The sequence below is a fragment of the Bacillus sp. 22-7 genome (genome assembly GCF_010628845.1).
GTDB lineage: Bacteria > Bacillota > Bacilli > Bacillales > Cytobacillaceae > Cytobacillus > Cytobacillus firmus_B.
In genome coordinates, this window is record NZ_NJQY01000004.1 from 201168 (window position 1) to 224589 (window position 23422).

The following is a 23422-nucleotide window of genomic DNA, read 5'->3' on the forward strand; positions in this document are numbered from 1 at the left end:
TGAGCTGGACCTTTTTTCACAGTTCCGCAGCTGGAGAACGGTAAAAGAGGTGGCCTCAAGCAGAAATCTTCAGGAGGAGCTGCTTTTAAGATGGGTAGAGGTGGGACTTGCGATCCGCCATTTGAAAAAGAAAGGCAAGGATAAAATCAAGACAGCATCTAAATTCAGCCTTCCGTCCACGCCGAAAAATCCCCGATCCACAGGAATCATCCTGAAGGAAATGATGGAATTGCATATCCCGACTTTACTCTCTTACCCAGAACTGCTCCGTTCCAATACGAAAAATACTTTTGACCATGAAGAGCATGGACCAACCGTCGCGAGAACTTCATCACTGCTTGAACAGCTTGCACTGCCGCGGCTTATGAAAACCATTAAGAAAAACAAAATGGAAAGAATCATCGACATTGGCTGCGGGGAAGGCGGCTATTTAAGCAGAATCAGCCAGAAGTTCCCCCATGCAAAACTGGCGGGAATTGAAATTAATGAAGACGTCGCAGAGTCTGCCCGAACCAATTGCAAAAATATTCCCAACATTAATATTGTGACAGCAGATGTTCATGAATACTCACCTGATCATCAGGCTGATTTAATTATGGTCAACAACCTGCTGCACTATATTCAGCCGGAGGATCGCAAGCAGCTGCTGTCCCGATTGAAAAGCTGGCTTAGCCGGAAAGGATCCATTACGATTATTACACCCATTCTTCATTCAAAAAAAGGCGAGGAGTTTTCAAGCGTGTTTAACAGTTTCTTTTCTGCCTTTGAAAATCTTTATCCAACCCCGACTGAGGGGGATATCCACCAGCTTGCGAAAGAGCTGAAGCTGAAAGTGAAAACCTTCAAGCCTGTTGTCACGGAAGGCGGCTGGTATTTTATCCAGCTGTCCAACCGATAATTCAAAGCAAGCCCGTTTAATGGTAGAATGGTGTTAACTTGACTGAAATGGTGATGAAATGAGAAATAATAAATATCTAGTGATTTATGAGGAGCTTGCCCAGCAAATCCAGGAAGGCAAGTATCCCGCCAGATCCATTCTGCCATCTGAACATGAATTGACGGAGATGTATTCCACTTCAAGGGAAACCATCCGAAAGGCCTTGAATTTGCTTGCACAAAATGGATTTATTCAAAAAATCCGCGGAAAAGGCTCAATGGTTCTTGATTTAAAAAAGCTGCAGTTTCCCATATCTGGTCTGGTAAGCTTTAAAGAGCTGGCCGGGAAGATGGGGCAGCGTGCTGAAACGATTGTGGACGAATTTTCGCTTATTCAGCCTGACGCAGAAAAGATGAAGCATCTCCATATTGATAAAGATGAAAAGGTCTGGAAAGTCTATCGGATCCGGAAAATTGAAGATGAGCGGATCATTTTGGACAAGGATTTTTTAGTTGAGAAATATGTCCCGGGCTTAACGAAGGACATATGCCAGAGCTCTATTTTTGCCTACATTGAGGGCGATCTCGGAAAAAAAATCAGCTTTGCCAAAAAGGAATTTACAGTGGAAGAACCGACTGCTGAAGACCGCAGGCTTCTGGATATGGAAGGATTCCATGCCATTGTCGTGGTCAAAAATTATATTTATTTTGACGATGCTACCCTATTTCAGTACACAGAATCCAGGCACAGGCCGGACAAGTTCAGGTTTGTTGATTTTGCGAGAAGAATGGACAGCGGAGTGTAACATGCTTTTTTACGTTTAAGATTGTTCATTCAGGGAAATCTCCTTATGTGAAGATTTTTAAAAGGAGATGGTATAGATGAGTAAAAAAATCGCATGCTTAATTACCGAGATGTTCGAGGATAGTGAATACACGGAACCTGCTAAAGGCTTCAAAGAAGCAGGACATGAAGTGGTTACAATTGAAAAGGAACAAGGCAAATCCGTTAAGGGCAAACAGGGTGAAGCCACTGTTCAAATAGATCAGAGCATTGATAACGTAAATCCGCAGGACTTTGATGCCCTATTCCTGCCAGGCGGCTTTTCACCGGACCAGCTTCGTGCCGATGATCGATTTGTTCAATTTACAAAATCCTTTATGGACGAAAAGAAACCAGTCTTCGCGATCTGCCATGGACCGCAGCTGCTGCTGACAGCCAAGACTCTAGAAGGCCGCGACGCAACCGGCTACAAATCCATCCAGGTTGACATGGAATACGCTGGAGCCAAATTCCAGGACTCAGAAGTCGTCGTCTGCCAAAACCAGCTCGTCACAAGCAGACAGCCGGAAGATATTCCCGCATTCACACGAGAATCGCTTAAATTGTTAGGATAAGGTTAATGAAAGTTACTTACCCTCTGCCTGACTGGCAGGGGGTTTTATATATTTTATTAATGATTTTTAAGGGATTATCCATCAGGGCTTTGATTTCCTAAATTCCTTTTTATTCCCGTGCTGATTGGAGCGGAGGGGTCTCGACTCCTGCGGGAGCAGCGGGAAACGGGAGACCCCGCAGACGCAAAGCGTCGAGGAGGCTCCCGGTAGCCCCGTGGAAAGCGAGGCCCCGCAGCGGAAATCAGCACCCTAGCTCAACAGCTGCAAATTCAGTCATATGCATAAACAAAAAGCAGCCCTCAAAAGGCTGCTCACATATTATTTATTCTTCCTCAAATTCCCAAGCTCTTCCACCAAAGCCTGCATTTCATTCGGACTAAACGAATCCTTTTTCATGACAAGATCATAAATATCCTTCAATTCCTCATACATTTCCTCATCAAAATGTGAAGGCTTAATAGCACCTAAATTCAAAACCTTCAGCTTCTCCTTAATAGCCTCAATCATAAACTCCACATTCTCAACCGATTTCTCCGATAAATTATTCATTACAGACACCCTCTCATAGCTATGTATTAGGACGAACACACTTTTCTTATCATCTTTCCACGATATCAGCAAAATGTCAACTTAAATTAGACTTGCATGTACCAAGGAAATTAGTAGAAAATAAAGGAGAAGTTGTACAAATTACATAAGATAATACAGGAAAAGGACGAGTAAGGTTTCATTAAACGAAAAAAAGGGAAAAATTGAATAAAATTTTCTTATAATAATTTTACTAAAGGAGAATAAAATATGGGGAAATCATTGTTTTGGAAAAGTGTACTATATGGAGCACTTGCAGGCGGTGCGCTAAGCCTTCTTGACAAATCCACAAGGGAAACCGTTTTTGATAATTGCCGGAAAACGTCCAGCAATGTCGGTTATTACTTAAAACACCCAAGTGAAGCAGTGAATCAGGTGAAGGATGTTTCCAATAAGGTCAAAACCGCTATTGACCAGGTTAGTGAAGACGTTGCTTTTATTACTGGAACTGTGGAAGAAATAAGAGAAATGGCACCGGAAGTAACACAGATTGTCCAGAATACAAAGCAGGCCTTTTCCGATATAAAGCCGAAGGGATCAGGCGAACTGCCGGACAAACCTGCTGACGATTCGGTTCAGGTTCCGAATTAATAACAAGTGAGGTGTTGGAATGGGACGAACTTTTTCGGCTCTGATTCCAAACTTATGGAAAAGAGTAGAAGAAGATGATGTCTTTGGACTTGCTGCCCAATTGGCTTATTTCTTTCTTCTCTCTCTTTTTCCTCTGCTGATTTTTCTGGTCACCCTCGTGCCTTATTTGCCGATTACACAGCAGGATATTTTAAATGTTGTCCGTGATTTTGCACCTGGAGAGACCATGAAGCTCATTGAAACCAATATCTATGAAATTACGCAGCGAAATGGAAAGCTGCTTTCCTTCGGGATCATCGCTACGCTCTGGTCGGCTTCAAATGGAATCAATGCCGTGGTGAAGGCTTTTAATAAGGCGTATGATGTAAAGGAAACCCGTCATTTTATTATTGCACGCGGAATGGCGATTCTGCTTACATTTGCGATGATTTTTGTGTTTGTAATGGCCCTGCTTCTTCCTGTTTTCGGAAGACAGATAGGCTTATTTATATCTTCGGAATTTGGTTTATCAGGCCAATTTCTGGCGATATGGAATATGGTGCGCTGGTTAGTGAGCCCTTTCATCCTTTTTATGGTGTTTACAGGGTTATACTGGATTGCCCCCAATAAAAAATTAACCTGTATCAGCGCTGTGCCAGGTGCCATTTTCGCCACAGTCGGCTGGGTCCTGTCCTCGCTTGCTTTTTCATACTATGTCAGCAGCTTTGGCAATTTCTCTGCGACATATGGAAGCATTGGGGCCATAATCGTCCTTATGATCTGGTTTTACATATCCGGCATTATCATCATTTTGGGCGGGGAAATAAATGCCATCTATTCGAAGATCAATAAAGAGGATTGCTGATAAAAGTTTCCTTCTTAAAAAGTCCCTCTTCGTTACACACTAGTAATGGGGGAAAATGAATACATTGGAGGGGACCGATATGACAAAGCACACGAAAAAAGACGGCGGCACTAAGCAAAAAGGCAAAAACAAACCAAAACAAAAAACATCCGGTTCTGCTAACGGGCAGAACGGCTATCATTAATTAGAAAAGCGGAAGCGCCCTGCTCACCCCCGAACCTCGAGGGGGGCAGGCTGCTTGCGCCAGACATAAAAAAGCCTGGGAATCTGAATTCCCAGGCTTTCCTTATGATCTCAACAGCCTCAGGCTGTTTAAAATAACCAAAATGGTTGACCCTTCATGGCCGATTACTCCATAAGGAAGGTCAAGCAGCTGCAGGAAGTTGGATGCAATCAAAAACATAATCACCGTGATGGAGAAGATGACATTTTGCTTGATGATGGTATTCATGCGCCTTGAAAGTTCGATGGCTTCCGCAATTTTTGGCAGGTCATTTTTCATTAAAACCACATCAGCGGTTTCAAGCGCTACGTCCGTTCCTTCGCCCATGGCGATTCCGACATTGGCAGTGGCCAGGGCAGGGGCATCGTTAATTCCGTCACCGACCATGGCGACATTGCTGTATGTTTCCTTCAGCTTTTTCAAATGCTCCACTTTGTTTTCAGGCAGGCATTCGGCGATATGCTCATTGACATGGCTTTCGCCCGCTATTGCTGCTGCTGTTGTCTGGCTGTCACCTGTCAGCATGATCGTGTAGATTCCCTGTTTCTTTAAAAGGTCAATGGCCTGTTTGGTTTCCTGCCGGACAACATCCTTCAGGGAAAGGAGGCCGATAATTTCATCGTTTTTCTGGACAAATACAACCGTCTTTCCTTCGCTTGCCATGCTGTCGGCAGCTCCGTCTGCAAATGCCATGGCCTCTGTTTTACCGACAAAAGAGGCTTTGCCGATTTTCCATTCATCATGATCAACCTTTGCTTTGACCCCGAACCCGGTAACATCTTCAATGCTCTCCGGGTGGATAAGGGCCTCTGTAAGTGTGCTCTTGGCATATTTGACAATGGCATTAGCCAGTGGGTGGTTTGAATGACTTTCAATGGATGCGACCTTTAGAAGCAGTTCTTCCCTGATAAGCCCATCCTTGACTACTACATCGGTTACTTCCGGTTTTCCTTTTGTCAGTGTGCCGGTTTTGTCAAAGGCAATCGCCTTAAGATGGCTCAGGTTTTCGAGGTGCACACCGCCTTTAAAAAGGATGCCGTGTCTCGCTCCATTCGAAATGGCTGACAAAGTCGCAGGCATGATGGAAGCGACCAGGGCACAGGGGGATGCTACAACAAGAAGAATCATGGCCCGGTAAAAAGTTTCAGTCCAGCTCCATCCTAACAGAAAGTGTGGAGCAAACATCATCAGAACAACAACAGCCAAAACAATTTTGACATAGGTGCCTTCAAATTTTTCAATGAAAAGCTGTGAAGGTGATTTCTCGCTTTGAGCTGATTGCACAAGCTCAATAATTTTTTGAAAAAGGGTTTCGTTATTCGGTTTTGTGATTTCAACCGTAATCGATCCGTTCAAATTCACAGTACCGGCAAATACCTGGTCATCCGCCCCTTTTGAAACAGGCAGGGACTCACCCGTAATAGCGGCTTCGTCCAGAGATGAATGGCCTTTTACGATGGTTCCATCAGAGGGAACCCGCTCACCCGGCTTTACAAGGATAAAGTCCCCAATTTCCAGCTCGGAAACATGGACACGCTCCTCGGAACCGTCTGTGATCCTCAGGGCTTCTTCAGGCTGGAGCTCCATGAGGGAAGAGATTTCCTTATGGCTTTTGTTCATGGTGTAGGTTTCCAAAGCACCGCTGACTGCGAAAATAAATATCAGGATTGCGCCTTCTGTCCAATAGCCGATAATTGCTGAGCCGATTGCAGCGAAAATCATCAGCATTTCAACATTCAATTCTTTATTCTCAATGGTTTCTTCGATGCCTTCTTTCGCTTTCGCAAAACCGCCGATTATGAAAGCCAGCAGGTAAGCGGCAATCGATGGGGTTTCCATTCCGCTTCGGTCTAACAGCCAGCCTGCCAGAATCAATACACCGCTCAGAAGTGCGGCAATTAATTCAGCATGGGGTCTGATTTTTTCTAAAAGATTTTCTTCAGATCGATTGCTGCTTTTAAGCAGAGCCTTTGCCTCCATACTCATCGTTTGTCCTCCTAAAATGGTTTTAATGTTTTTCAGTTGTCTTATTGAGAAGAATAATCACATTCAATACCCCTAAAAAACGACGAAAGCTGCCACCAGATAGGTGACAGCGTTAAAATCAGTAATGCAGCTTGCACTATGCAATTATGGTAATCTATTACACTTATATTACTATATAGCCTATGAAAAGAAAAGTTAAACGGTCTTTAAAAATGAATAAAATTAATTTTAGGTTACGAATTCTACCCGTTGCTTTCCGCGGGGAGGAGCGGGACATTGGATAAGCTTCCTTGAATGATCACCGCACGAAGAAAATGCGTCAGCATTTTCGAGGATCAAGTACCTTCTGCTCCAATCAACTCAGTAATTTACACTTAATTTGCATTTGCAAGCTCAAACTAATATTAAGCTTTTGAAGCTCCAACTATTACGAAACTTAGAAAGACTGGCTTTTCTCCAATACCTGTCCTTTGTTCCCAAAAAAGGTGACGGCACCAAAAATAATCAGCAGCATCACACTGATAATATTGAAAAAGCTGATCGTCTTGAATAAATCAATGAAAAGGCCGCCGAAGTAGGGGCCAATCAGGCTTCCGATGCTGAAGGCTACTCCGCAAAGCAGGTTGCCTGTTGGAAGCAGGTTCTTTGGCATTAAGTCTGCCATATACGTGATGCCGAGTGAAAAGGTTGATCCGACGGCCATGCCTGCAATGAATAGGCAAATGGTCAGTGCAAGCACGATTTCCTCAAGCAGGCTTGCAGCGACAAAGCTGATAAACCCGATAAAAAGAACACTCATTAACACCTGGCGCCTTCCAAATTTATCACTCATGATGCCTAAAGGAAGCTGGAACAGGATGCCCCCGATCGCAAATGAAGTCAGCAGCAGGGAAACACTTGAAACTTCGAGCCCAATGCGCAGACCATAGATGGGAAAGCTTCCGTTCAATGAAGCTTCAAGAAACCCGTAGCCCATTGCCGGCAGGAAGGCAACCCAGCCATACTTTGCAGCTTTTGAAAAACGCTTCATTGTTTCTCTGAATGAATTAATTTCTATGGACTGTTCAGGGAAATCATTTTTCAATGAGAGTAAAAACAGCCAGGCAATCAGACATAGAATAGAAGAAATGACAAACGGCATGGTTTCATTGATTTTGACAAGCGGTGCCATTAATGGACCTACTGCAAATCCCACACCGAAGAAAAGTCCGTACAGTGAGATGTTCCGGCCGCGTCTGTTTTCAGGTGAAAAGGATGTGATCCATGTCTGCGTTCCGAAATGCAGGGCATGGTCGCCGATGCCGATAAGAAGCCGGAGTATGAACCAGAACCAAAACGATTTCCACAGCGGAAAAAGCATGAGAGATACAACTACTAATAATCCTCCAAGGATAATGACCGGCTTGTAGCCGTATTTTCGCAATGGATATTCCATAAAAGGTGAAATGAGAAGGATACCAATATATAAACCTGTTGCATTTAAACCATTCAAGCTGGAGGATATGCCGTCATTTTCGAAAATAATAGCAATTAACGGCAGCAGCATTCCCTGGCTGAAGCCGGAAATGGCCACAATGCTGATGAGAATCCAAAAACGCATTGTTTCTTTATTCATAATAAAACCTCTTTTTCTGACGTGAAATTAAATGTCTCCTAAATGATGGTATCGGGAATAAGGTATCTTGGCAAGAGTAAGTTTGTGGTCATAATAGTTTTGTTCGAAAGCAAAATAGTGTAATCTCTACTAATAATAAGATAAAAAGGGGCGAATACCATGGAATTTAAAATGAAGGAAGAAGCAGGCTTTTATGCCGATTTACCATTCGGGCGTCTGGAGGTGGCCGGGGATGAAGAGTATGGCTTCAGGCCGTACCAGCTGCTTGTCGCTTCGCTGGCTGTTTGCAGCGGCGGTGTTCTAAGAAAAATCATGAAAAAAATGCGCATGGAATTCGAGGATATCCAAATGAAAACCAGTGTAGAAAGAAATCCTGAAATCGCTGACCGTGTGGAAAAGGTGCAAATCCACTTCATTATTAAAGGAACGGATTTGAATGAGGCGAAACTCCACAAGGCATTGGAATTGACCAGAAAGAATTGTTCAATGGTGCGCTCAGTGGAAGGAAGCATTGAAATAGAAGAGACATTTGAACTTATTTAACACGCAGACAGGGAAGGGGATGCCTCTTTCCTGTTTTTTTAAAAGATAAGAAAAGTATATAATTTTTGAACGTCGATAACTGTCTAGCTCCACAAGGAACGCTTCGACAGCATCATCATCGCACGGCTAAAAGCGTTAGCTTTTAGGAGGAGCGCCTACCCCCTCGAGGTGTCGGGGGTTGGCAAGGCGCTTGCGCTTTTCTTATACAAGCGTACTTTTGTGAAAGGCGGGAGAATAATAGTATAATAATTCCTATACAAATAATAAGAATTTAAGTGAAACGAGGTGCCCCTCATTGAAATTCCAAGACTTAAAAACCCCCGAAGAAAGAATCAGGCTCATGGAAGAGCTCTCAAAAAAATTTTTATCAAGAGCAGCCAAAAACGATGAAGAAGGCCTTTTCCCGTTTGAAAATATGAAAGAACTAAAAGAATCCGGCTACACCTCCTTGACCGTCCCTAAACGATACGGGGGAAAAGAAATCTCCCTATCTGAATTTCTGCACCTCCAGGAAAAGATAGCGGAAGGTGATGGCTCCACCGCCCTGTCCATTGGATGGCATATGGGGATTATCAAAAGCCTTGGCGAGAAAAACAACTGGGAAGAAGCAGTATTTAAGAAGCTGTGTGAAGACGTCAAAAAGGGTGCCCTAATGAATAACTGTGCAACAGAACCGCAGACCGGCAGCCCTACAAGGGGAGGCAAGCCTGTTACCTCTGCACGAAAAGAGGAGGATTCCTGGATCATTAATGGCCGGAAAAGCTTCACAACCATGGCTCCCGTGCTGGATTACTTCAATGTGAGCGCCACGATTGAAGAGAGTGGAGAGATTGGGAACTTTTTAATTCCGGGAAATTCTGCAGGTCTGGAGATTGAGGAAACGTGGGACAGTATTGCTATGAGAGGAACAGGAAGCCATGACCTTCTTATAAAAGATGTAAGGGTGAAGGAAGAGGCCCTTGTTGAGCTGTTTCAGCCCGGGAAAAAAGGCGCTGCCGGCTGGCTTCTCCACATTCCGGCCTGTTATTTGGGCATTGCACAGGCTGCTCAGGATTATGCGATTACCTTTGCGAAAGACTACTCCCCGAACAGCATAAAGGGTGCCATCATTGATTTGCCAAATGTTCAGCAAAAAATTGGAGAGATGGAATTTGAACTCATGAGAGCACGCTATTTCCTTTATTCAGTTGCAGATAAATGGGATGAAGCAAACGATGAAACGAGAAGCGGGATGCAGCCTGAATTGGGAGCGGTCAAGCTGGCTGTAACGAACGCGGCCATTACAGTAGTCGATTTGGCCATGCGGGTGGCAGGTGCCCGCAGTTTATCAGTAAAAAATCCGCTGCAGCGCTATTACAGGGATGTACGTGCCGGGCTGCATAACCCGCCAATGGATGATATGACAATTCAGGCATTAGCAAAAAATGCGATAAAGTAACGAGGAAAGCTGCTGTTTTAGACGGCAGCTTTTTTATATGCCATTCGCTGCAAGTTTGACTTCTTTCAAAATCGGCTAAAGAGAAAGTACGTTTTACATAAAGTGACTGCATATAATCACATAGGCAGGAATGTGCAGGCAATACTAAAAAATATTATAAAACGTAAGGAGTTAAAGATATGACAAATAAAGTGTTTATGGTATTGGCGTTTGCGGGTGTTCCGCTGTCTGTCATCGGAACATTGATGCACTGGTCCAATATATTGCTGTTTGTGATATACTGCATCACAATTATCGCATTGGCCAGCTATATGGGAAGGGCGACAGAAAGCCTTGCCGTAGTAGCGGGTCCCCGAATTGGCGGATTACTGAATGCCACCTTTGGAAATGCGGTTGAACTTATCATTTCGATTTTCGCTTTAAAGGCTGGCCTGATCAGTGTCGTACTTGCATCACTGACAGGATCCGTATTGGGGAATTTACTTTTAGTGGCAGGACTGTCATTTTTCGTTGGAGGAGTAAAATACAAGACCCAGTCCTTTAATGTCTTTGATGCACGCCACAATTCAGGACTTCTGATGTTTGCGGTCATTGTGGCTTTTGTAATCCCGGAGGTTTTTTCCATGACCATGGATGAAGCTGAAACGATTACGTTCAGCATCGGCATTTCTGTCATTTTAATCGCTCTGTATTTAGCGGCTTTGTTCTTCAAATTGGTCACCCACCGGGGCGTCTATCAATCAAAAGAGGAGAGCAAAAGCTCTCATGAGGAGGAAACCCCCGAATGGAGCAAAGGGAAGGCCATTGCGGTGCTGGCCATTTCGACCATTGCCGTTGCCTATGTATCAGAGAATCTGGTGCATACCTTCGAAACAGTCGGAGAAGCGTTTGGCTGGACAGAGCTGTTTATTGGGGTAGTGATTGTAGCCATCGTCGGAAATGCGGCAGAGCATGCATCTGCCATCATTATGGCTTATAAAAATAAAATGGATATTGCTGTCGAAATTGCCGTTGGTTCCACACTTCAGGTGGCGATGTTCGTAGCGCCAGTCCTTGTACTGCTTTCGCTGCTGTTCCCAACAGCCATGCCGCTTGTTTTTACATTACCTGAGCTGATTGCCATGGTGACGGCCGTCCTGCTGATGATTGTCATTGGCAATGACGGGGAAACCAACTGGTTTGAAGGAGCCACTCTCCTGGCAGCTTACGTAATCATGGGAATAGGATTTTATCTTTTATAGCACATAGAAAACCGGCTCTGAAAATTCTCAGGGCCGGTTATTTATATGGGTATTTAAGTACTTTTCTTAAAGGATTATGTTTTTTCAGAGAATGGTTCTGTTCGCTTTCTGTCATTGATCACCAACCTTCATGCTGATTTTTGATCATTAACCTGACTTGCAGATGACTTAACAAAAAAACGATTCTCCTCCTTTTACATAGTAGTGGGGTTGATTTCCACTGCCCTCCTTTAATTTAGTAATCTCATTATAACCCTTTATTTGATATTTGTAAATATTCTGATTTTTACAATTTTGTTACAAAACAATCGAAACAAAGCTTATTTTGCATGGGAGGGATAATATCCTCTTTCTCCGAAAAAACTAATATCAACCTAAAAAGATTGTGACTTGAAAGGAGAAAGACATCATGAAAAAATACGTAAGCATTCTTTTTTTAGGTCTTATACTATTGCTGTCATTCCATCCGGCCGCAGAAGCGCAGAAAGGGTCTGAAAAGCCGGCAAAACAGCCAGCGAAAGCAATCACTATCCCTAATTCGGTGCTGAATGTAACGAAGGAAAATACGTATCCGAACCCTGCGCAGGATATGCCGACGCTGCAGCCGAGCGAATTAACCCAGCAGCTCATTGATTCATCGAAGGTTACGATCGAAAATCCGGATCTCATCCGGATGCTGAATGAAACCTCTGTCAGCAGCACTCCATTCGCGCTTGGCTATAGAGCGATCGTCTATCTCGGACAGTGGCCGCTAAATTATGAGTCTGCCGAAACTTCCCCAAATTGGGAATATCAGCGGATAAACACGAATTATTTCGATAACCGGGGCGGCAAGGCGCCTTACCAGATTCATTATGTGCAGGAAGCCCAGAAGGTTGTACGCGGGGGTCTGACTGCCAAGGTTCCCAATGCTGAGGATGTAAAAAAAATGATGCTCCTCAAGGCCATGGAGAAATCAGGTCTGCCTCTTGCTTTTGAAACGATTATTGGCGCAGGCACCAAAAAGGATCATATCTATAATATTCCGCCTAAAAGATTAGGCTATCTATACGGCTATGCTCCTGCCATCAATGAAAAGGGGAAAGTCACGTATGGAGAAGTGTACTTGATGCTGAAAGGCAGCAAAAAAATGATCGTCATTAAAAATGTCACTTCACAGGGAATAGGTGCCTGGATTCCGATTCAGGATCATGTGACATTTGGGTTTGTTGTTTCTGAAAGGCCAAGGTAAAAGGAAAAGCGGAAGCGCCTTGCCCACGAAGGAACGCAGACTAAGAACGCCACATCCTGTGGCAACGTCTGCATGACCCCCATCCTCCCAAAAGCTGTCGCTTTCGGTCGTGCGATGATTATGCTGTCGAAGCCTTCCTTGTCCTGGGGGCCTCACCTTGAGGGGGTAGGCGCTCCTCCTAAAAGCTAACGCTTTTAGCCGTGCGATGATGATGCTGTCGAAGCGTTTCTTGTGGAGCTAGACAGTTATCGACGTTCAAAATTGATGTTTTTGTAATTAGTAAAGCCAGCCCAACATTCGGGCTGGCTGATTTTTTTAGATATTCGAGCGTCGCGTCTTAAAATTTGTTTCTTTATAATAGCTGTTCTTCACAAGAACGTTAGGGCCAAGGCATTTTATACCGGCACAATGACAGTTCAGTGAATCGGCGAGTTCCGTTCTGCTCCATTTCTGATAAATATCCTCAAGCTGATCCGTCTGGATATTCCCGAGCGGCGGTGTATCACCAAAGTCAGTGACAATGACATCACCCGTGAAAATATTAACATTAAGACGTGATCTTCCGTCAGGATCATTTCGGACCGTCACATTTTTGGATGAGTGCAGTCTTCTTAGAAGCTCCAGGTCTTCCTTCTCGCTGCTGCAGGCATAAAAGGGCAGGGTGCCAAACAGCATCCAGGTATCCTCGTTCCTTACATCGAGAAGATGATGGATGGCTGATCTCATTTCTTCAAGAGTTAACGTTTCTAATGAGGAGGCGAAGTCTGAGGGGTACATAGGATGCACCTCATGGCGCTGACAGTTCATTTCTTCCGTAATCTGCTTATGGATGTTCTCAAGATAAGGCAATGTCCGTTTATTAAGCATGGTTTCAGCGGAAACCATTACCCCGGCTTTTACGAGCTCCCTGCTGTTTTCAATCATTCTGTAAAATAAGCGCTGACGCTGCTCTATTGTCGGCTTTCGTTCCATCATTGCAAAGCCGCCTTCAATAAAGTCCTTCTCCGTTCCCCAGTTATGAGAAATATGAAGGACATCCAAATATGGAATAATTTTTTCATAACGGGCTAACTCCAGCGTCAGATTTGAATTAATCTGTGTCCTGACCCCTCTGTCATGTGCGTAGCGCAAAAGCGGCGCAACATAATTTTCAACCGATTTTTTGGAAAGCATCGGCTCCCCGCCCGTTATGCTCAATGATCTTAAAAGGGGAATTTCATCCAGCCTGCTGAGAAGTAACTCGATTGGCAGTGCGTCAGGATCTTTCGGCTGAAGGGTATAGCCGACAGCGCAATGTTCGCAGCGCATATTGCATAACACTGTTGTGGTGAATTCAATATTTGAAAGCACCATTTTTCCGTACTGAACGATGTCGGAATAAGCTTCCCATGGATCATATTCCGGTGTGATGGGTGAAAGTTGTGTTTTCATATGTAGCTCCTTAAAAAATCTAAGTCCTTTGTCATTATTTAATCTTTGGGATCTATTGTCAATCGATAGTTAGTACTAAAAATGACATAATAACGTTTAATTTCTCCTCCTGCGGGAATTAACTTAATATCAAACGAGAAACACTTTTAAAATAAAGAGGAGGATATGAACATGGAACAGAATAACACTTATAATACGACAAACACAACAACTGCTTTGAGGTCTGATTATGGTCAGGATATGGACATGAATTATGACAATGGACAAAACAGCAAGCTGATGAAAGGGATTGTGATTGGCGGTATTATTGGCGGAGCCTTAGCTATGCTTGATACCTCAACAAGAACGAAAGTGAAAACGAAAGCGATGGATCTTAAGGACTCTTCAGCAAATCTGATTTCAGAAGTAAGGGAAAATCCCGGCGATGTAAAGGAAAACATGATTAACCAATTCAAGAGTGCGTCCAATACCCTGAAAGATGCCATTAAAGACGCCCAGAGTTTATATCAGCGCGTCAATGAAGATGTTTTCGGCAATATGGATGTGGTAAAGGAAGTGTCAACCGACGCTATGTCAACAGCGAAGGATGCCAAAAGCGAGCTGGCTGATATCGGTTCAAAGGTGAAAGAGGCTGGCTCAGAATTAATGGAAAGCCCTGTTGAAAACAGTGGAACTTCCACAGGCTCAAACTATCAAGATACAGGCGCAGTGAGCAGTACAAATACTGCTTTTCCGGCAGAGCGCGGTGAAAGTGCAGTTACCTACAGCCCTGAGACTCAAAAAAACAGCAACAACCTTTAATAGATGATATGAAAATCCTCTGCTCTTATGAGTGGAGGATTTTTTATTGGTTTTATTTCCTAATGATGGTTGTTTTATAAATACACGGAGGGGGTAACCCTTAATTATAGGTACAGGACAATTTTGGAGGTTACATTATGGGTTATAGACGAGGGAAATCATTATCAAACGATATGGAAAAACAATCACACGAAAGAGAAACAGCTGTTGGTACTGCGGGGATGGTCGTGAGTCCTCACTCAGTTGCCACAGATATTGGTGAAAAAATATTGCGGGAGGGCGGCAATGCAGTAGATGCTGCTGCAGCCATCCAATTTGCTTTAAATGTTGTAGAACCGATGATGACAGGCATTGGCGGAAGCGGATTTTTAATGGTTTATGATAATAAGAAGAAAGATGTCAAAATATATGATGGCCACACACGGGCGCCAAAAGGCGTGCATCCGGAGATGTTCCTTGATGACAACGGGGAAGTAATCGATTTCCGCAAACGCTCTACCCATGGATCAGCAGTGGGCATTCCGGGTATTTTAAAGGCTTTTGATACAGCTCTTGAGGAGCATGGATCCAAGCCGCTAGCCGATCTGATCCAGCCGGCAATCGAAGCTGCTGAGAGCGGTGTGGAAGTGAACTGGGTAATGGAGGAAGCTCTTCAGAACTTTCATTACAGACTTGGTGAAGAGGCTAAAGCTTTTTATTTCCCTGAAGGCAAAACCTTGAAGGAGGGCGACAGGTTAGTTAAGGATCATTTAGCCCAGACCTTCCGGATCCTGCAAAAAGAGGGGATTTCTTCTTTTTATGAAGGGGAAATTGCCGAAGCAATTGTAAAAAGTCTTGAAGAAGAAGGCGGCTTTATGACGCTTGAGGACCTGAAGAATTACAGGCTTACGATTGATGAAGCGATATGGGGCGAGTATAAGGGCTATAAGATTGCTTCGTCCGCTCCTCCGAGTGCAGGCGGTGTAACCGTCATTCAAATACTGAAAATCCTGGAGAAGTTTGATTTAAGCCAATATGATCCAAAGTCCTGGGAGAAGTACTATCTGATTACGGAAGCCATGCGATTGGCGTTTGCTGACAAGGTTGCGTATTCAGGTGATCCGGAATTTTCAGATCTCCCGATTGAAGGGCTGCTGCATGACGATTATATTGCTGAAAGGGTCAAAGCCATTAATTTTAAAAGAAGAAATGATGCCATCGATTTTGGGAACCCTTGGAAATATCAAGAGGGCGAACCAAAGCAGATTATCCGCCAGCCGGATGATTTAGAGAAAAGTGAAACGACCCATTTCACAGTTGTCGACCAATGGGGCAATATTGCTGCATGCACATCAACCGTTGAGCACCCATTTGGGTCAGGAATTATGGTGAAAGGCTATGGATTCTTATTAAACAACGAACTTACAGACTTTGATGCCAACCCGGGCGGCATTAATGAACCGAAACCGGATAAAAGGCCGGTCAGCTGCAAAAGCCCGACGATTCTGTTTAAGGATGATCAGCCTGTCCTGACACTCGGTTCTCCAGGGGGCCCTACCATTATTGGCTCAGTTTTTCAGACGATTGTGAATGTTATAGATCATAACATGAATTTAAAGGAAGCGATTGAAGAGCCCCGGATCTTTGCCACAACAGGCCCGCTTATTGAGTGGGAGCCGGGCATCAGCATGGAATCCAAGGGAGAAATGGAGTCCATGGGATTTGAATTTGGAGATAAGCCAAGCCGGATCGGAAATGTTCAGGCCATCCAGATCGACCGGGAGAAAGGCCGTTTATATGGAGCGGCTGACTCCAGCCGTGAAGGGAAGGCAGCCGGAATTACAGAGGAGCAAATAAAGAGCTGATGCTTTTAAAAAAATGCACAGAATTGCAGTCCTTTTGACATCCAATATGGCATAAAAAAGCAAAACTCGCCCCTAAATGGCGAGTTTTCTTTGTTATTAATTTGTCGTTCTTATTGAGCTAAAGCACCCGTTACTTTAAGTACATTCTTTCACAAACTTTCCTTTGAAAATAGAAGTAGCATTTTCTTATAAGGTAAATGTGGACAAACGATCTCTGCTAATTTTAGTTAAAGAAAGGTTTCAGCAAATTGTTCTTCTGAAATTACCTTTAATCCATTTCTTTTTAATAAAGCAGAAGTAACGCCCATCCCCTCAAGTTTTTTACCAATGAATTGACCGTTGTAAATCATTGAACTGCCACAGGATGGGCTGTGTTCCTTTAGAACTATTACGGTCGCATTTATTTCTTTAGCTTTATTTAGAGTAGCGTAAGCACCTTTTATGTAAAGTTCCGTGACATCTTTTCCTGACTTTTCAATTACTTTAGCCTTTCCATTGAGTACATCTTCTCCGTTTCCACCAATTATTTCAGCAGGTTCTCTGGGAGTTGAAAATCCACCGAGTAATTCTGGACATATTGTAATAGCTTTATTTTCTTCTACAAGTTTAGCTATTCCATTATTTAAACTGTGTGTGCCGTTATATCTCACCTTCAACCCCGCTAAGCAAGAACTTACCAATATCATATATATACCCCCCGAATAAATCTTCCTTAGTAAATTTTATCAAAAATTTCTTTGTTGAACTAACCTGCCCCGTTAGTCGAAGAAGAAAAAAAGAAACTTGCCTTTTTTCAACTATATTTATCCAGGTATATTTAACATTAAAAAAGCGTTAAACCGCTTGGCTTAACGCTGTAACAATACATTAGTTCAAATTTTTATTAAATCCATTCTTTCCCATGTTCACGAATGAATTGAAGTTCCTTTTGATAATGTTCAAAATGTCCTTCATCGATCATTTTTTGAAACGCCATATCGCCTTCTTCAGCTTTCCTTTGCATAGTTTTACGTACACCTTCTACTCGGAGCAACACCATCTCTAAAAAACCATTTTCTATCCCCTCAATACCATAGGATTCGAAAAATAATTTAATCCTTTGTTTTATACGGTTGGCATCCTTTATTGGATCATAATAAACTGCCTTACCTGTTTCGGTATGATAAAGTCTACTTAAAGGTACACACGTGTATAGAGTATAGGCTATATCCCAAAGTCTTGGACCAGGAGCCGCCAGATCAAAATCAATAATCCCTACTAGCTTTTCCTGTTTAAAAATAATGTTATAGATGGCAAAATCATTGTGACATAGCACCTCAATTGGCTGAGGGGTGTTATCGATTGGCTGCCAACTCTCTTCGATTGGAAAATTACTCACAGCATCATGATAGAGACGAAGCATTTTTGCTATTTCTTTTAAAGCATCATTAGACCACATATATTTTTTTAAAGGATAATTACCAGCTTCTCCCTCAATAAATGTTAATACCTCTCTATCTTTTTCATCAATACCTAAAAACTTCGGTGCATAGTGGAATCCTTCACTTTCTAAATGCTGAAATAACTTATGAATTTTTACACTATCAGGCTTTAATTCTCGTCGAATAGTATCTCCCCAACGATATACGTTTGAGACATTCCCTCCAGTTAGCAATTCTTCTTTATCGTACTGACTTTTCATTAAAAATTCCCCCTACTTAGGGACGTTATGTCTGTGTCAATAGAGATGTATTTTTACCCATAAATAAAAACAGATATATAAGGATATCTGCTTGGCAATGGGAATTTAATTGTCCACACCATGTATCCCTTGAATGATTTCAGATAGACAAATAAACGCATCCTTAAGTATTAAGGACCACACCCTGTCTGTATCCAATTAAATAATCATTTCAAGGTATTCCACATGTGTAATATAGATTCCCCTTTCTTTACACCTCTTCAAATTAAATGATACCAAATATTAGTAATTGGGTAAAGGAAGTGTGATTAGTTTTCAATTATTCTGCCCCGTTAGTTCAATAAGAAAACAATATTACCAGCAGCCTAAATGACATCAAAAATGACAGCTATTTTAGTACCACATTTTAATCGTACAATACGTATTGTCCCTTATAAATTATATTGCAAATTGCTATGTCAAAAACGGACGAAATAGGCTAAAAACCTTAATAAAAAAGGAAACTGACGTGTGTCAATTCGCTCGTCAGTTTTAATGTCATTTACACAATAAAGCACCCGAAAACGGAACCCTATCCCTTTTTTGGCATCAGCTTTTCTTTTGGCCAATATCTGAAAGGGTGCTCATCGTGCTGGTTGAACTGCTCTTTTGAATGACTGACATACTGCCGTCAGTTTCAAACACAACCGCTTCAATTTCATCCATTGAGGAATGACCGCCGGAGCGCACTGCCTGCAGCACTTCTGATTGTAAAACCCTGTTCTCTTTTAAAGCCGATTCAACGAAATGGCCTTTATAATAGAGAAGTTCCGGACTGGCTTTTATGATCTTATTGAATTTGTCTGAATGAAGAGATAGCCAGGAAACGATATACTGCAGGCCGATCAATAGCACATAAGCAGTCAGCCCCTCGGCAAGTGATACCTGTTTATTAAGGAATATAGTGGCAAGGGTAGAGCCGATGGCAACTGTCACCACTAAATCAAATGCATTCATTTTGGTTAACGTTCTCTTTCCTGCTATCCTTAGGAATATAACCAGGAATATATAACTCATTGCCCCAATCGAGAGAACTCTCCAAATGTCCTGCCAGCTGGAAAAAAGCATGGTTTGCCTCCCTTCTATATAGTGTCTATTCCTTTTAAAGGAAGACAGTAAACGGACGATTTTTTATTCGTTTTCATGTTGGGTGGCATTGACGGGTATATTAAGTAAAAATACTTATTTGCTGAAACAACAGATTTAATGTAGGATGTAATCGAGACGAAAGGAGAGAACGTTTTGGGCAGTCCGATTCAAGATAAAAATTCACAGGTTACTTTTTTAAAACAGCGCTTAAATATGTTCCTGGACGTACTGGAAGCTATTGAGCCGGAAGACACTGAAATTGAAGACATCGACCGTCTGATTGAAATGATCGATGACCTCGAATCCAAATGCCGTGAATTTAATAACCGCGATTAACAATAGGAGCCTGAGGGCTCTTTTTTTTTGCTGAAAATTCCTTTTTCATCCTGTAACCGATTGCAACCTTTATCTTTAAATACACATCAGATAGGAGTATAATGGTAGACGATTAATAATTATAATTTTCATAAAAGATATAGCGATATAGGGAGCAAAGGGAAGGGGACTAAAGCAATGAATATCGACAAATTTCAGGAAAGCATGTATCAGCTAATCGTTGAGACATCCACGAATCTTCCGCGTGACGTGCGCCGTGCGATTAAATCAGCGAAAGAAAGAGAAAATGCCGGCACGAGAGCGGCGATGAGCCTGGATACGATTACGAATAATATTAAAATGGCCGATGATAATGTGTCGCCAATCTGCCAGGATACCGGCTTGCCGACATTCAAAATCAAGACGCCTGTCGGTGCGAACCAGCTGGTTATGAAAGAAGCGATCAAAAACGCAATTGCCCAGGCAACCAAGGACGGAAAACTTCGCCCGAACTCTGTTGATTCTTTGACAGGAGCCAACAGCGGGGACAATCTTGGCTTTGGCACTCCTGTTATTAAATTTGAGCAATGGGAAAAAGACTATATTGACGCACGCCTGATCTTAAAAGGCGGCGGCTGTGAAAATAAAAATATCCAATACAGCCTTCCATGTGAACTTGACGGCCTTGGCCGCGCTGGACGCGACTTGGATGGAATCCGCAAGTGCATTATGCACTCTGTATACCAGGCCCAGGGACAAGGCTGCAGCGCCGGTTTCATCGGTGTGGGAATCGGGGGAGACCGCTCTTCAGGCTACGACCTGGCGAAAGAGCAGCTGTTCCGTTCTGTAGATGATGTGAACCCGAATGAAGATCTTCGCAAGCTTGAAGACTATGTGATGGAAAATGCCAATGAGCTTGGCATCGGAACAATGGGCTTCGGCGGGGAAACAACACTCCTAGGCTGTAAGGTCGGTGTGATGAACCGCATTCCTGCCAGCTTCTTCGTATCTGTTGCTTATAATTGCTGGGCGTTCCGCCGTCTTGGCGTGGCAATCAGCATGGAAACAGGCGAAATTAATGAATGGATGTACCAGGAAGGCGAGCACATCGACTTTGGTGCAACTGAAGCTGAGCTTGAGACAGCGGCAGCAGCAGAAACAGCTGAGCAAACAAACATCGTGACACTGCAGGCGCCAATCACGGAAGAACAGATTCGCAGTCTTAAGGTCGGTGATGTCGTTCAAATCAACGGCATGATGTACACTGGGCGCGACGCCATCCACCACCACTTAATGGACAATGATGCACCAGTTGACCTTAATGGACAGGTTATTTATCACTGCGGTCCGGTTATGATGAAGGATGAAGACGGCAAGTGGCATGTAAAAGCAGCCGGTCCGACTACAAGTATCCGTGAGGAGCCTTATCAGGGCGATATCATGAAAAAGTTTGGCATCCGTGCTGTAATCGGAAAAGGCGGAATGGGGCCGAAAACATTGGCAGCACTTCAGGAGCATGGCGGCGTTTATTTAAATGCGATTGGCGGAGCTGCACAATATTATGCAGACTGCATCAAGTCTGTTGAAGGTGTGGACCTGATGGAATTCGGCATTCCTGAAGCTATGTGGCACCTTAAGGTTGAAGGCTTTACCGCAGTGGTGACAATGGATTCACACGGCAACAGCCTTCATCGTGATGTAGATAAATCTTCACTTGAGAAATTGGCTCAATTTAAAGAGCGTGTATTTTAATATTGGAACGAGAGAGACTGCATGCGGTCTCTCTTTTTTTGTGCATTTTTGCCAGCCGTCCCTGTGAATGTTTTTTTTTCATTCACAAACACTAAGAAAAAATATTGGAGGAGCTCAGATGAAAAAATTAAGTATCTTCCTGAGTGTTTTTATTCTGTTTTTTTCCGGAACAGCTTATGCGAACTATGGCAATTCACCGGTTCATTGGGGATTTAAAAAGGCTAAAAATGAGGTGCCCGCTGAAGCAGGCAAGCCGCTCGATTCACTCCTTGAACGGCATGGCTCTTATTATAAAGGCGATACAAGCAAAAAGGAGATCTATTTAACATTCGATAATGGATATGAAAACGGCTATACCGGACAGGTTCTGGACGTTTTAAAAAAGGAAAATGTCCCTGCAGCTTTTTTTGTAACAGGCCATTATTTAAAAAGCGCACCGGATCTCGTCAAGAGGATGGCATCTGAAGGGCATATAATAGGCAATCACTCCTGGCATCATCCTGATATGACAAGAGTGAGCGATGAGAAATTTATCAAAGAGCTTGAAATGGTCCGTGCTGAAACCGAAAAGCTGACTGGTGTTAAGCAAATGGCTTATTTGCGGCCGCCGCGCGGGATATTCAGTGAGCGTACATTGGCTCTTGCTAAAAAGGAAGGTTACACGCACGTATTCTGGTCACTTGCTTTTGTAGACTGGCACACTGACCGGCAGAAGGGCTGGCAGTATTCATATGACAATATTATGCGCCAGATCCACCCTGGCTGTATTCTGCTTCTGCACACAGTCTCCAAGGACAATGCCGATGCTCTTGAAAAAGCCATCCAGGATCTGAAAAAACGCGGGTACACGTTTAAGAGCCTGGACGACTTGACATGGGAGCAGGCGATTGGGGAGCGGATGCTGTACTGAAGTTTGGCAGAAATACAATGATCGCAGAAATAGACCCGGCTCGTCAGGGTCTATTTTTGCATAGGTAAACAAATTTAGCGAAAAAATGCTATAATCGGGGAAAATGATAAAGGACGGATTCTTCTTGGAAAAGATACAAGTAGAAGGACCTTATAATTTTGATCTTGTACTGGACAGGCTTTCAAACGATCCTCTTAATCAGGTTAATATAGAGGAAAGGTCTGTGAGAGTGCCCATGATGCTTAAGCGTCAGCCGGTTGTGGCAGAAGTAAAGGCAATCGGAACGACGGAACAGCCGGAATTTTTAATTTCCGGAACGGATGGCCTCCTTAAAGAAAAAGCAGCAGAGCGCTTATCGGAAATATTTCAATGGCATCTGCCGGTTGAGACCATTCACAGGCATTTTCAAAACACAGAATTACAGCCGATATTTGAAGCGCATTATGGAACCCCTATTGTGCTCGACTTTGATCCATACGGCTGTATCTTGAAATGCATTATCCACCAGCAGCTGAACCTTGCGTTTGCACATACATTAACAGAACGGTTTGTGAAAACCTATGGATTTGAACAAAACGGTGTGTGGTTCTATCCGCTGCCTGAAAAAGTGGCAGAACTTAAGGTGGAGGACCTGAGGGAACTGCAGTTCAGCGGACGGAAGGCGGAATATGTCATTGGCATTGCAAAAGAAACAGCCGCTGGAAATATAAACTTTGATGAGCTTAAAAACCTTTCAGATGAAGAAATTTATGATAAACTGATCAAATTGCGCGGTGTCGGTCCCTGGACTGTCCAGAATTTCTTAATGTTCGGGCTTGGCCGGCCAAATCTTTTTCCGGCTGCAGACATAGGCATCCAAAATGCCTTGAAAAAATTATATAAATTAGAAGCGAAACCGACTCTGGAGGAGATGGAGACATTTTCAAAGAGCTGGAATCCTTATTTGAGCTATGCTTCGCTTTATTTGTGGAGAAGCATCGAGTAAT

General features: G+C 43.2%; 22 protein-coding genes. 15 read left to right on the forward strand and 7 right to left on the reverse strand.

All coding sequences use genetic code 11. The features are described 5' to 3' along the window. Positions 1 to 49: 49 nt before the first annotated feature. The 3 genes from CE058_RS02905 (at position 50) to CE058_RS02915 (ending at position 2274) form a co-directional block, all read left to right on the forward strand. Positions 50 to 898 (forward strand): class I SAM-dependent methyltransferase, encoded by an 849-nt coding sequence (locus CE058_RS02905; protein ID WP_286167845.1) that lies wholly within the window; start codon positions 50 to 52, stop codon positions 896 to 898. Positions 899 to 956: 58 nt separating this feature from the next. Then, the gene (gene treR / locus CE058_RS02910) at positions 957 to 1682 is read left to right on the forward strand and encodes a trehalose operon repressor (protein ID WP_163140183.1); all 726 of its coding nucleotides are present in this window, start codon (positions 957 to 959) and stop codon (positions 1680 to 1682) included. Positions 1683 to 1758: 76 nt separating this feature from the next. Beyond that, the gene (locus tag CE058_RS02915) at positions 1759 to 2274 is read left to right on the forward strand and encodes a type 1 glutamine amidotransferase domain-containing protein (protein ID WP_163140185.1); all 516 of its coding nucleotides are present in this window, start codon (positions 1759 to 1761) and stop codon (positions 2272 to 2274) included. 318 nt (positions 2275 to 2592) lie between these two features. On the opposite strand, the gene CE058_RS02920 is transcribed toward CE058_RS02915, so the two are convergent. Continuing rightward, positions 2593 to 2823, reverse strand: coding sequence for a DUF1128 domain-containing protein (locus tag CE058_RS02920; protein WP_035326433.1), 231 nt, complete (start codon positions 2821 to 2823; stop codon positions 2593 to 2595). A 249-nt stretch (positions 2824 to 3072) separates the two neighbouring features. On the opposite strand from CE058_RS02920, the gene CE058_RS02925 reads away from it, so the two are divergent. Both CE058_RS02925 and CE058_RS02930 read left to right on the forward strand, forming a co-directional pair. Then, a complete protein-coding gene (locus tag CE058_RS02925; protein ID WP_163140187.1) occupies positions 3073 to 3453 on the forward strand; it encodes a YtxH domain-containing protein in 381 nt (126 codons plus the stop codon). A 19-nt stretch (positions 3454 to 3472) separates the two neighbouring features. Then, the gene (locus CE058_RS02930) at positions 3473 to 4297 is read left to right on the forward strand and encodes a YihY/virulence factor BrkB family protein (RefSeq protein ID WP_163140189.1); all 825 of its coding nucleotides are present in this window, start codon (positions 3473 to 3475) and stop codon (positions 4295 to 4297) included. Positions 4298 to 4583: 286 nt separating this feature from the next. On the opposite strand, the gene CE058_RS02935 is transcribed toward CE058_RS02930, so the two are convergent. Both CE058_RS02935 and CE058_RS02940 read right to left on the reverse strand, forming a co-directional pair. Beyond that, positions 4584 to 6506, reverse strand: a complete 1923-nt coding sequence (locus CE058_RS02935) for a heavy metal translocating P-type ATPase (protein ID WP_163140191.1) — start codon at positions 6504 to 6506, stop codon at positions 4584 to 4586. Between the two features lie 436 nt (positions 6507 to 6942). Further along, a complete protein-coding gene (locus tag CE058_RS02940; RefSeq protein ID WP_163140193.1) occupies positions 6943 to 8121 on the reverse strand; it encodes an MFS transporter in 1179 nt (392 codons plus the stop codon). A gap of 159 nt (positions 8122 to 8280) precedes the next feature. Between CE058_RS02940 and CE058_RS02945 the strand changes: the two genes are divergently transcribed. The 4 genes from CE058_RS02945 to CE058_RS02960 all read left to right on the forward strand — a co-directional run bounded on the left by CE058_RS02945 (position 8281) and on the right by CE058_RS02960 (position 12574). After that, a complete protein-coding gene (locus CE058_RS02945; protein WP_163140195.1) occupies positions 8281 to 8664 on the forward strand; it encodes an OsmC family protein in 384 nt (127 codons plus the stop codon). 295 nt (positions 8665 to 8959) lie between these two features. Continuing rightward, a complete protein-coding gene (locus CE058_RS02950) occupies positions 8960 to 10102 on the forward strand; it encodes an acyl-CoA dehydrogenase family protein (RefSeq protein WP_163140197.1) in 1143 nt (380 codons plus the stop codon). 179 nt (positions 10103 to 10281) lie between these two features. Next, on the forward strand, positions 10282 to 11343 hold the full coding sequence (cax, locus tag CE058_RS02955; protein ID WP_048010418.1) for a calcium/proton exchanger: 1062 nt from the start codon (positions 10282 to 10284) through the stop codon (positions 11341 to 11343). Positions 11344 to 11752: 409 nt separating this feature from the next. Continuing rightward, on the forward strand, positions 11753 to 12574 hold the full coding sequence (locus CE058_RS02960) for a YfkD famly protein (RefSeq protein ID WP_048010417.1): 822 nt from the start codon (positions 11753 to 11755) through the stop codon (positions 12572 to 12574). A 315-nt stretch (positions 12575 to 12889) separates the two neighbouring features. Here CE058_RS02960 and yfkAB read toward each other — a convergent pair whose 3' ends face one another. Beyond that, positions 12890 to 14005 (reverse strand): radical SAM/CxCxxxxC motif protein YfkAB, encoded by a 1116-nt coding sequence (gene yfkAB / locus CE058_RS02965; RefSeq protein ID WP_163140199.1) that lies wholly within the window; start codon positions 14003 to 14005, stop codon positions 12890 to 12892. 171 nt (positions 14006 to 14176) lie between these two features. Between yfkAB and CE058_RS02970 the strand changes: the two genes are divergently transcribed. Both CE058_RS02970 and ggt read left to right on the forward strand, forming a co-directional pair. After that, complete coding sequence (locus CE058_RS02970) at positions 14177 to 14806, forward strand: hypothetical protein (RefSeq protein ID WP_048010415.1); 630 nt, start codon at positions 14177 to 14179, stop codon at positions 14804 to 14806. Positions 14807 to 14943: 137 nt separating this feature from the next. Beyond that, entirely contained in the window at positions 14944 to 16650 is a 1707-nt protein-coding gene (gene ggt, locus CE058_RS02975; RefSeq protein ID WP_048010414.1) for a gamma-glutamyltransferase, read from the forward strand. Between the two features lie 227 nt (positions 16651 to 16877). On the opposite strand, the gene CE058_RS02980 is transcribed toward ggt, so the two are convergent. The 3 genes from CE058_RS02980 to CE058_RS02990 form a co-directional block, all read right to left on the reverse strand. Further along, a complete protein-coding gene (locus CE058_RS02980) occupies positions 16878 to 17336 on the reverse strand; it encodes a 2-thiouracil desulfurase family protein (protein WP_163140201.1) in 459 nt (152 codons plus the stop codon). Positions 17337 to 17533: 197 nt separating this feature from the next. After that, positions 17534 to 18331 (reverse strand): phosphotransferase, encoded by a 798-nt coding sequence (locus tag CE058_RS02985; RefSeq protein ID WP_163140203.1) that lies wholly within the window; start codon positions 18329 to 18331, stop codon positions 17534 to 17536. Between the two features lie 588 nt (positions 18332 to 18919). After that, positions 18920 to 19438, reverse strand: coding sequence for a DUF421 domain-containing protein (locus CE058_RS02990; protein WP_048010411.1), 519 nt, complete (start codon positions 19436 to 19438; stop codon positions 18920 to 18922). Between the two features lie 174 nt (positions 19439 to 19612). On the opposite strand from CE058_RS02990, the gene CE058_RS02995 reads away from it, so the two are divergent. The 4 genes from CE058_RS02995 (at position 19613) to CE058_RS03010 (ending at position 23421) form a co-directional block, all read left to right on the forward strand. Beyond that, positions 19613 to 19795, forward strand: a complete 183-nt coding sequence (locus CE058_RS02995; RefSeq protein WP_035326476.1) for an SE1561 family protein — start codon at positions 19613 to 19615, stop codon at positions 19793 to 19795. Between the two features lie 177 nt (positions 19796 to 19972). Next, positions 19973 to 21526 (forward strand): fumarate hydratase, encoded by a 1554-nt coding sequence (locus CE058_RS03000; RefSeq protein ID WP_163140205.1) that lies wholly within the window; start codon positions 19973 to 19975, stop codon positions 21524 to 21526. A 118-nt stretch (positions 21527 to 21644) separates the two neighbouring features. Further along, positions 21645 to 22436, forward strand: a complete 792-nt coding sequence (gene pdaA / locus CE058_RS03005; RefSeq protein WP_048010409.1) for a delta-lactam-biosynthetic de-N-acetylase — start codon at positions 21645 to 21647, stop codon at positions 22434 to 22436. 103 nt (positions 22437 to 22539) lie between these two features. Then, on the forward strand, positions 22540 to 23421 hold the full coding sequence (locus tag CE058_RS03010) for a DNA-3-methyladenine glycosylase family protein (RefSeq protein ID WP_204260500.1): 882 nt from the start codon (positions 22540 to 22542) through the stop codon (positions 23419 to 23421). The last annotated feature ends 1 nt before the right edge of the window (position 23422 follow it).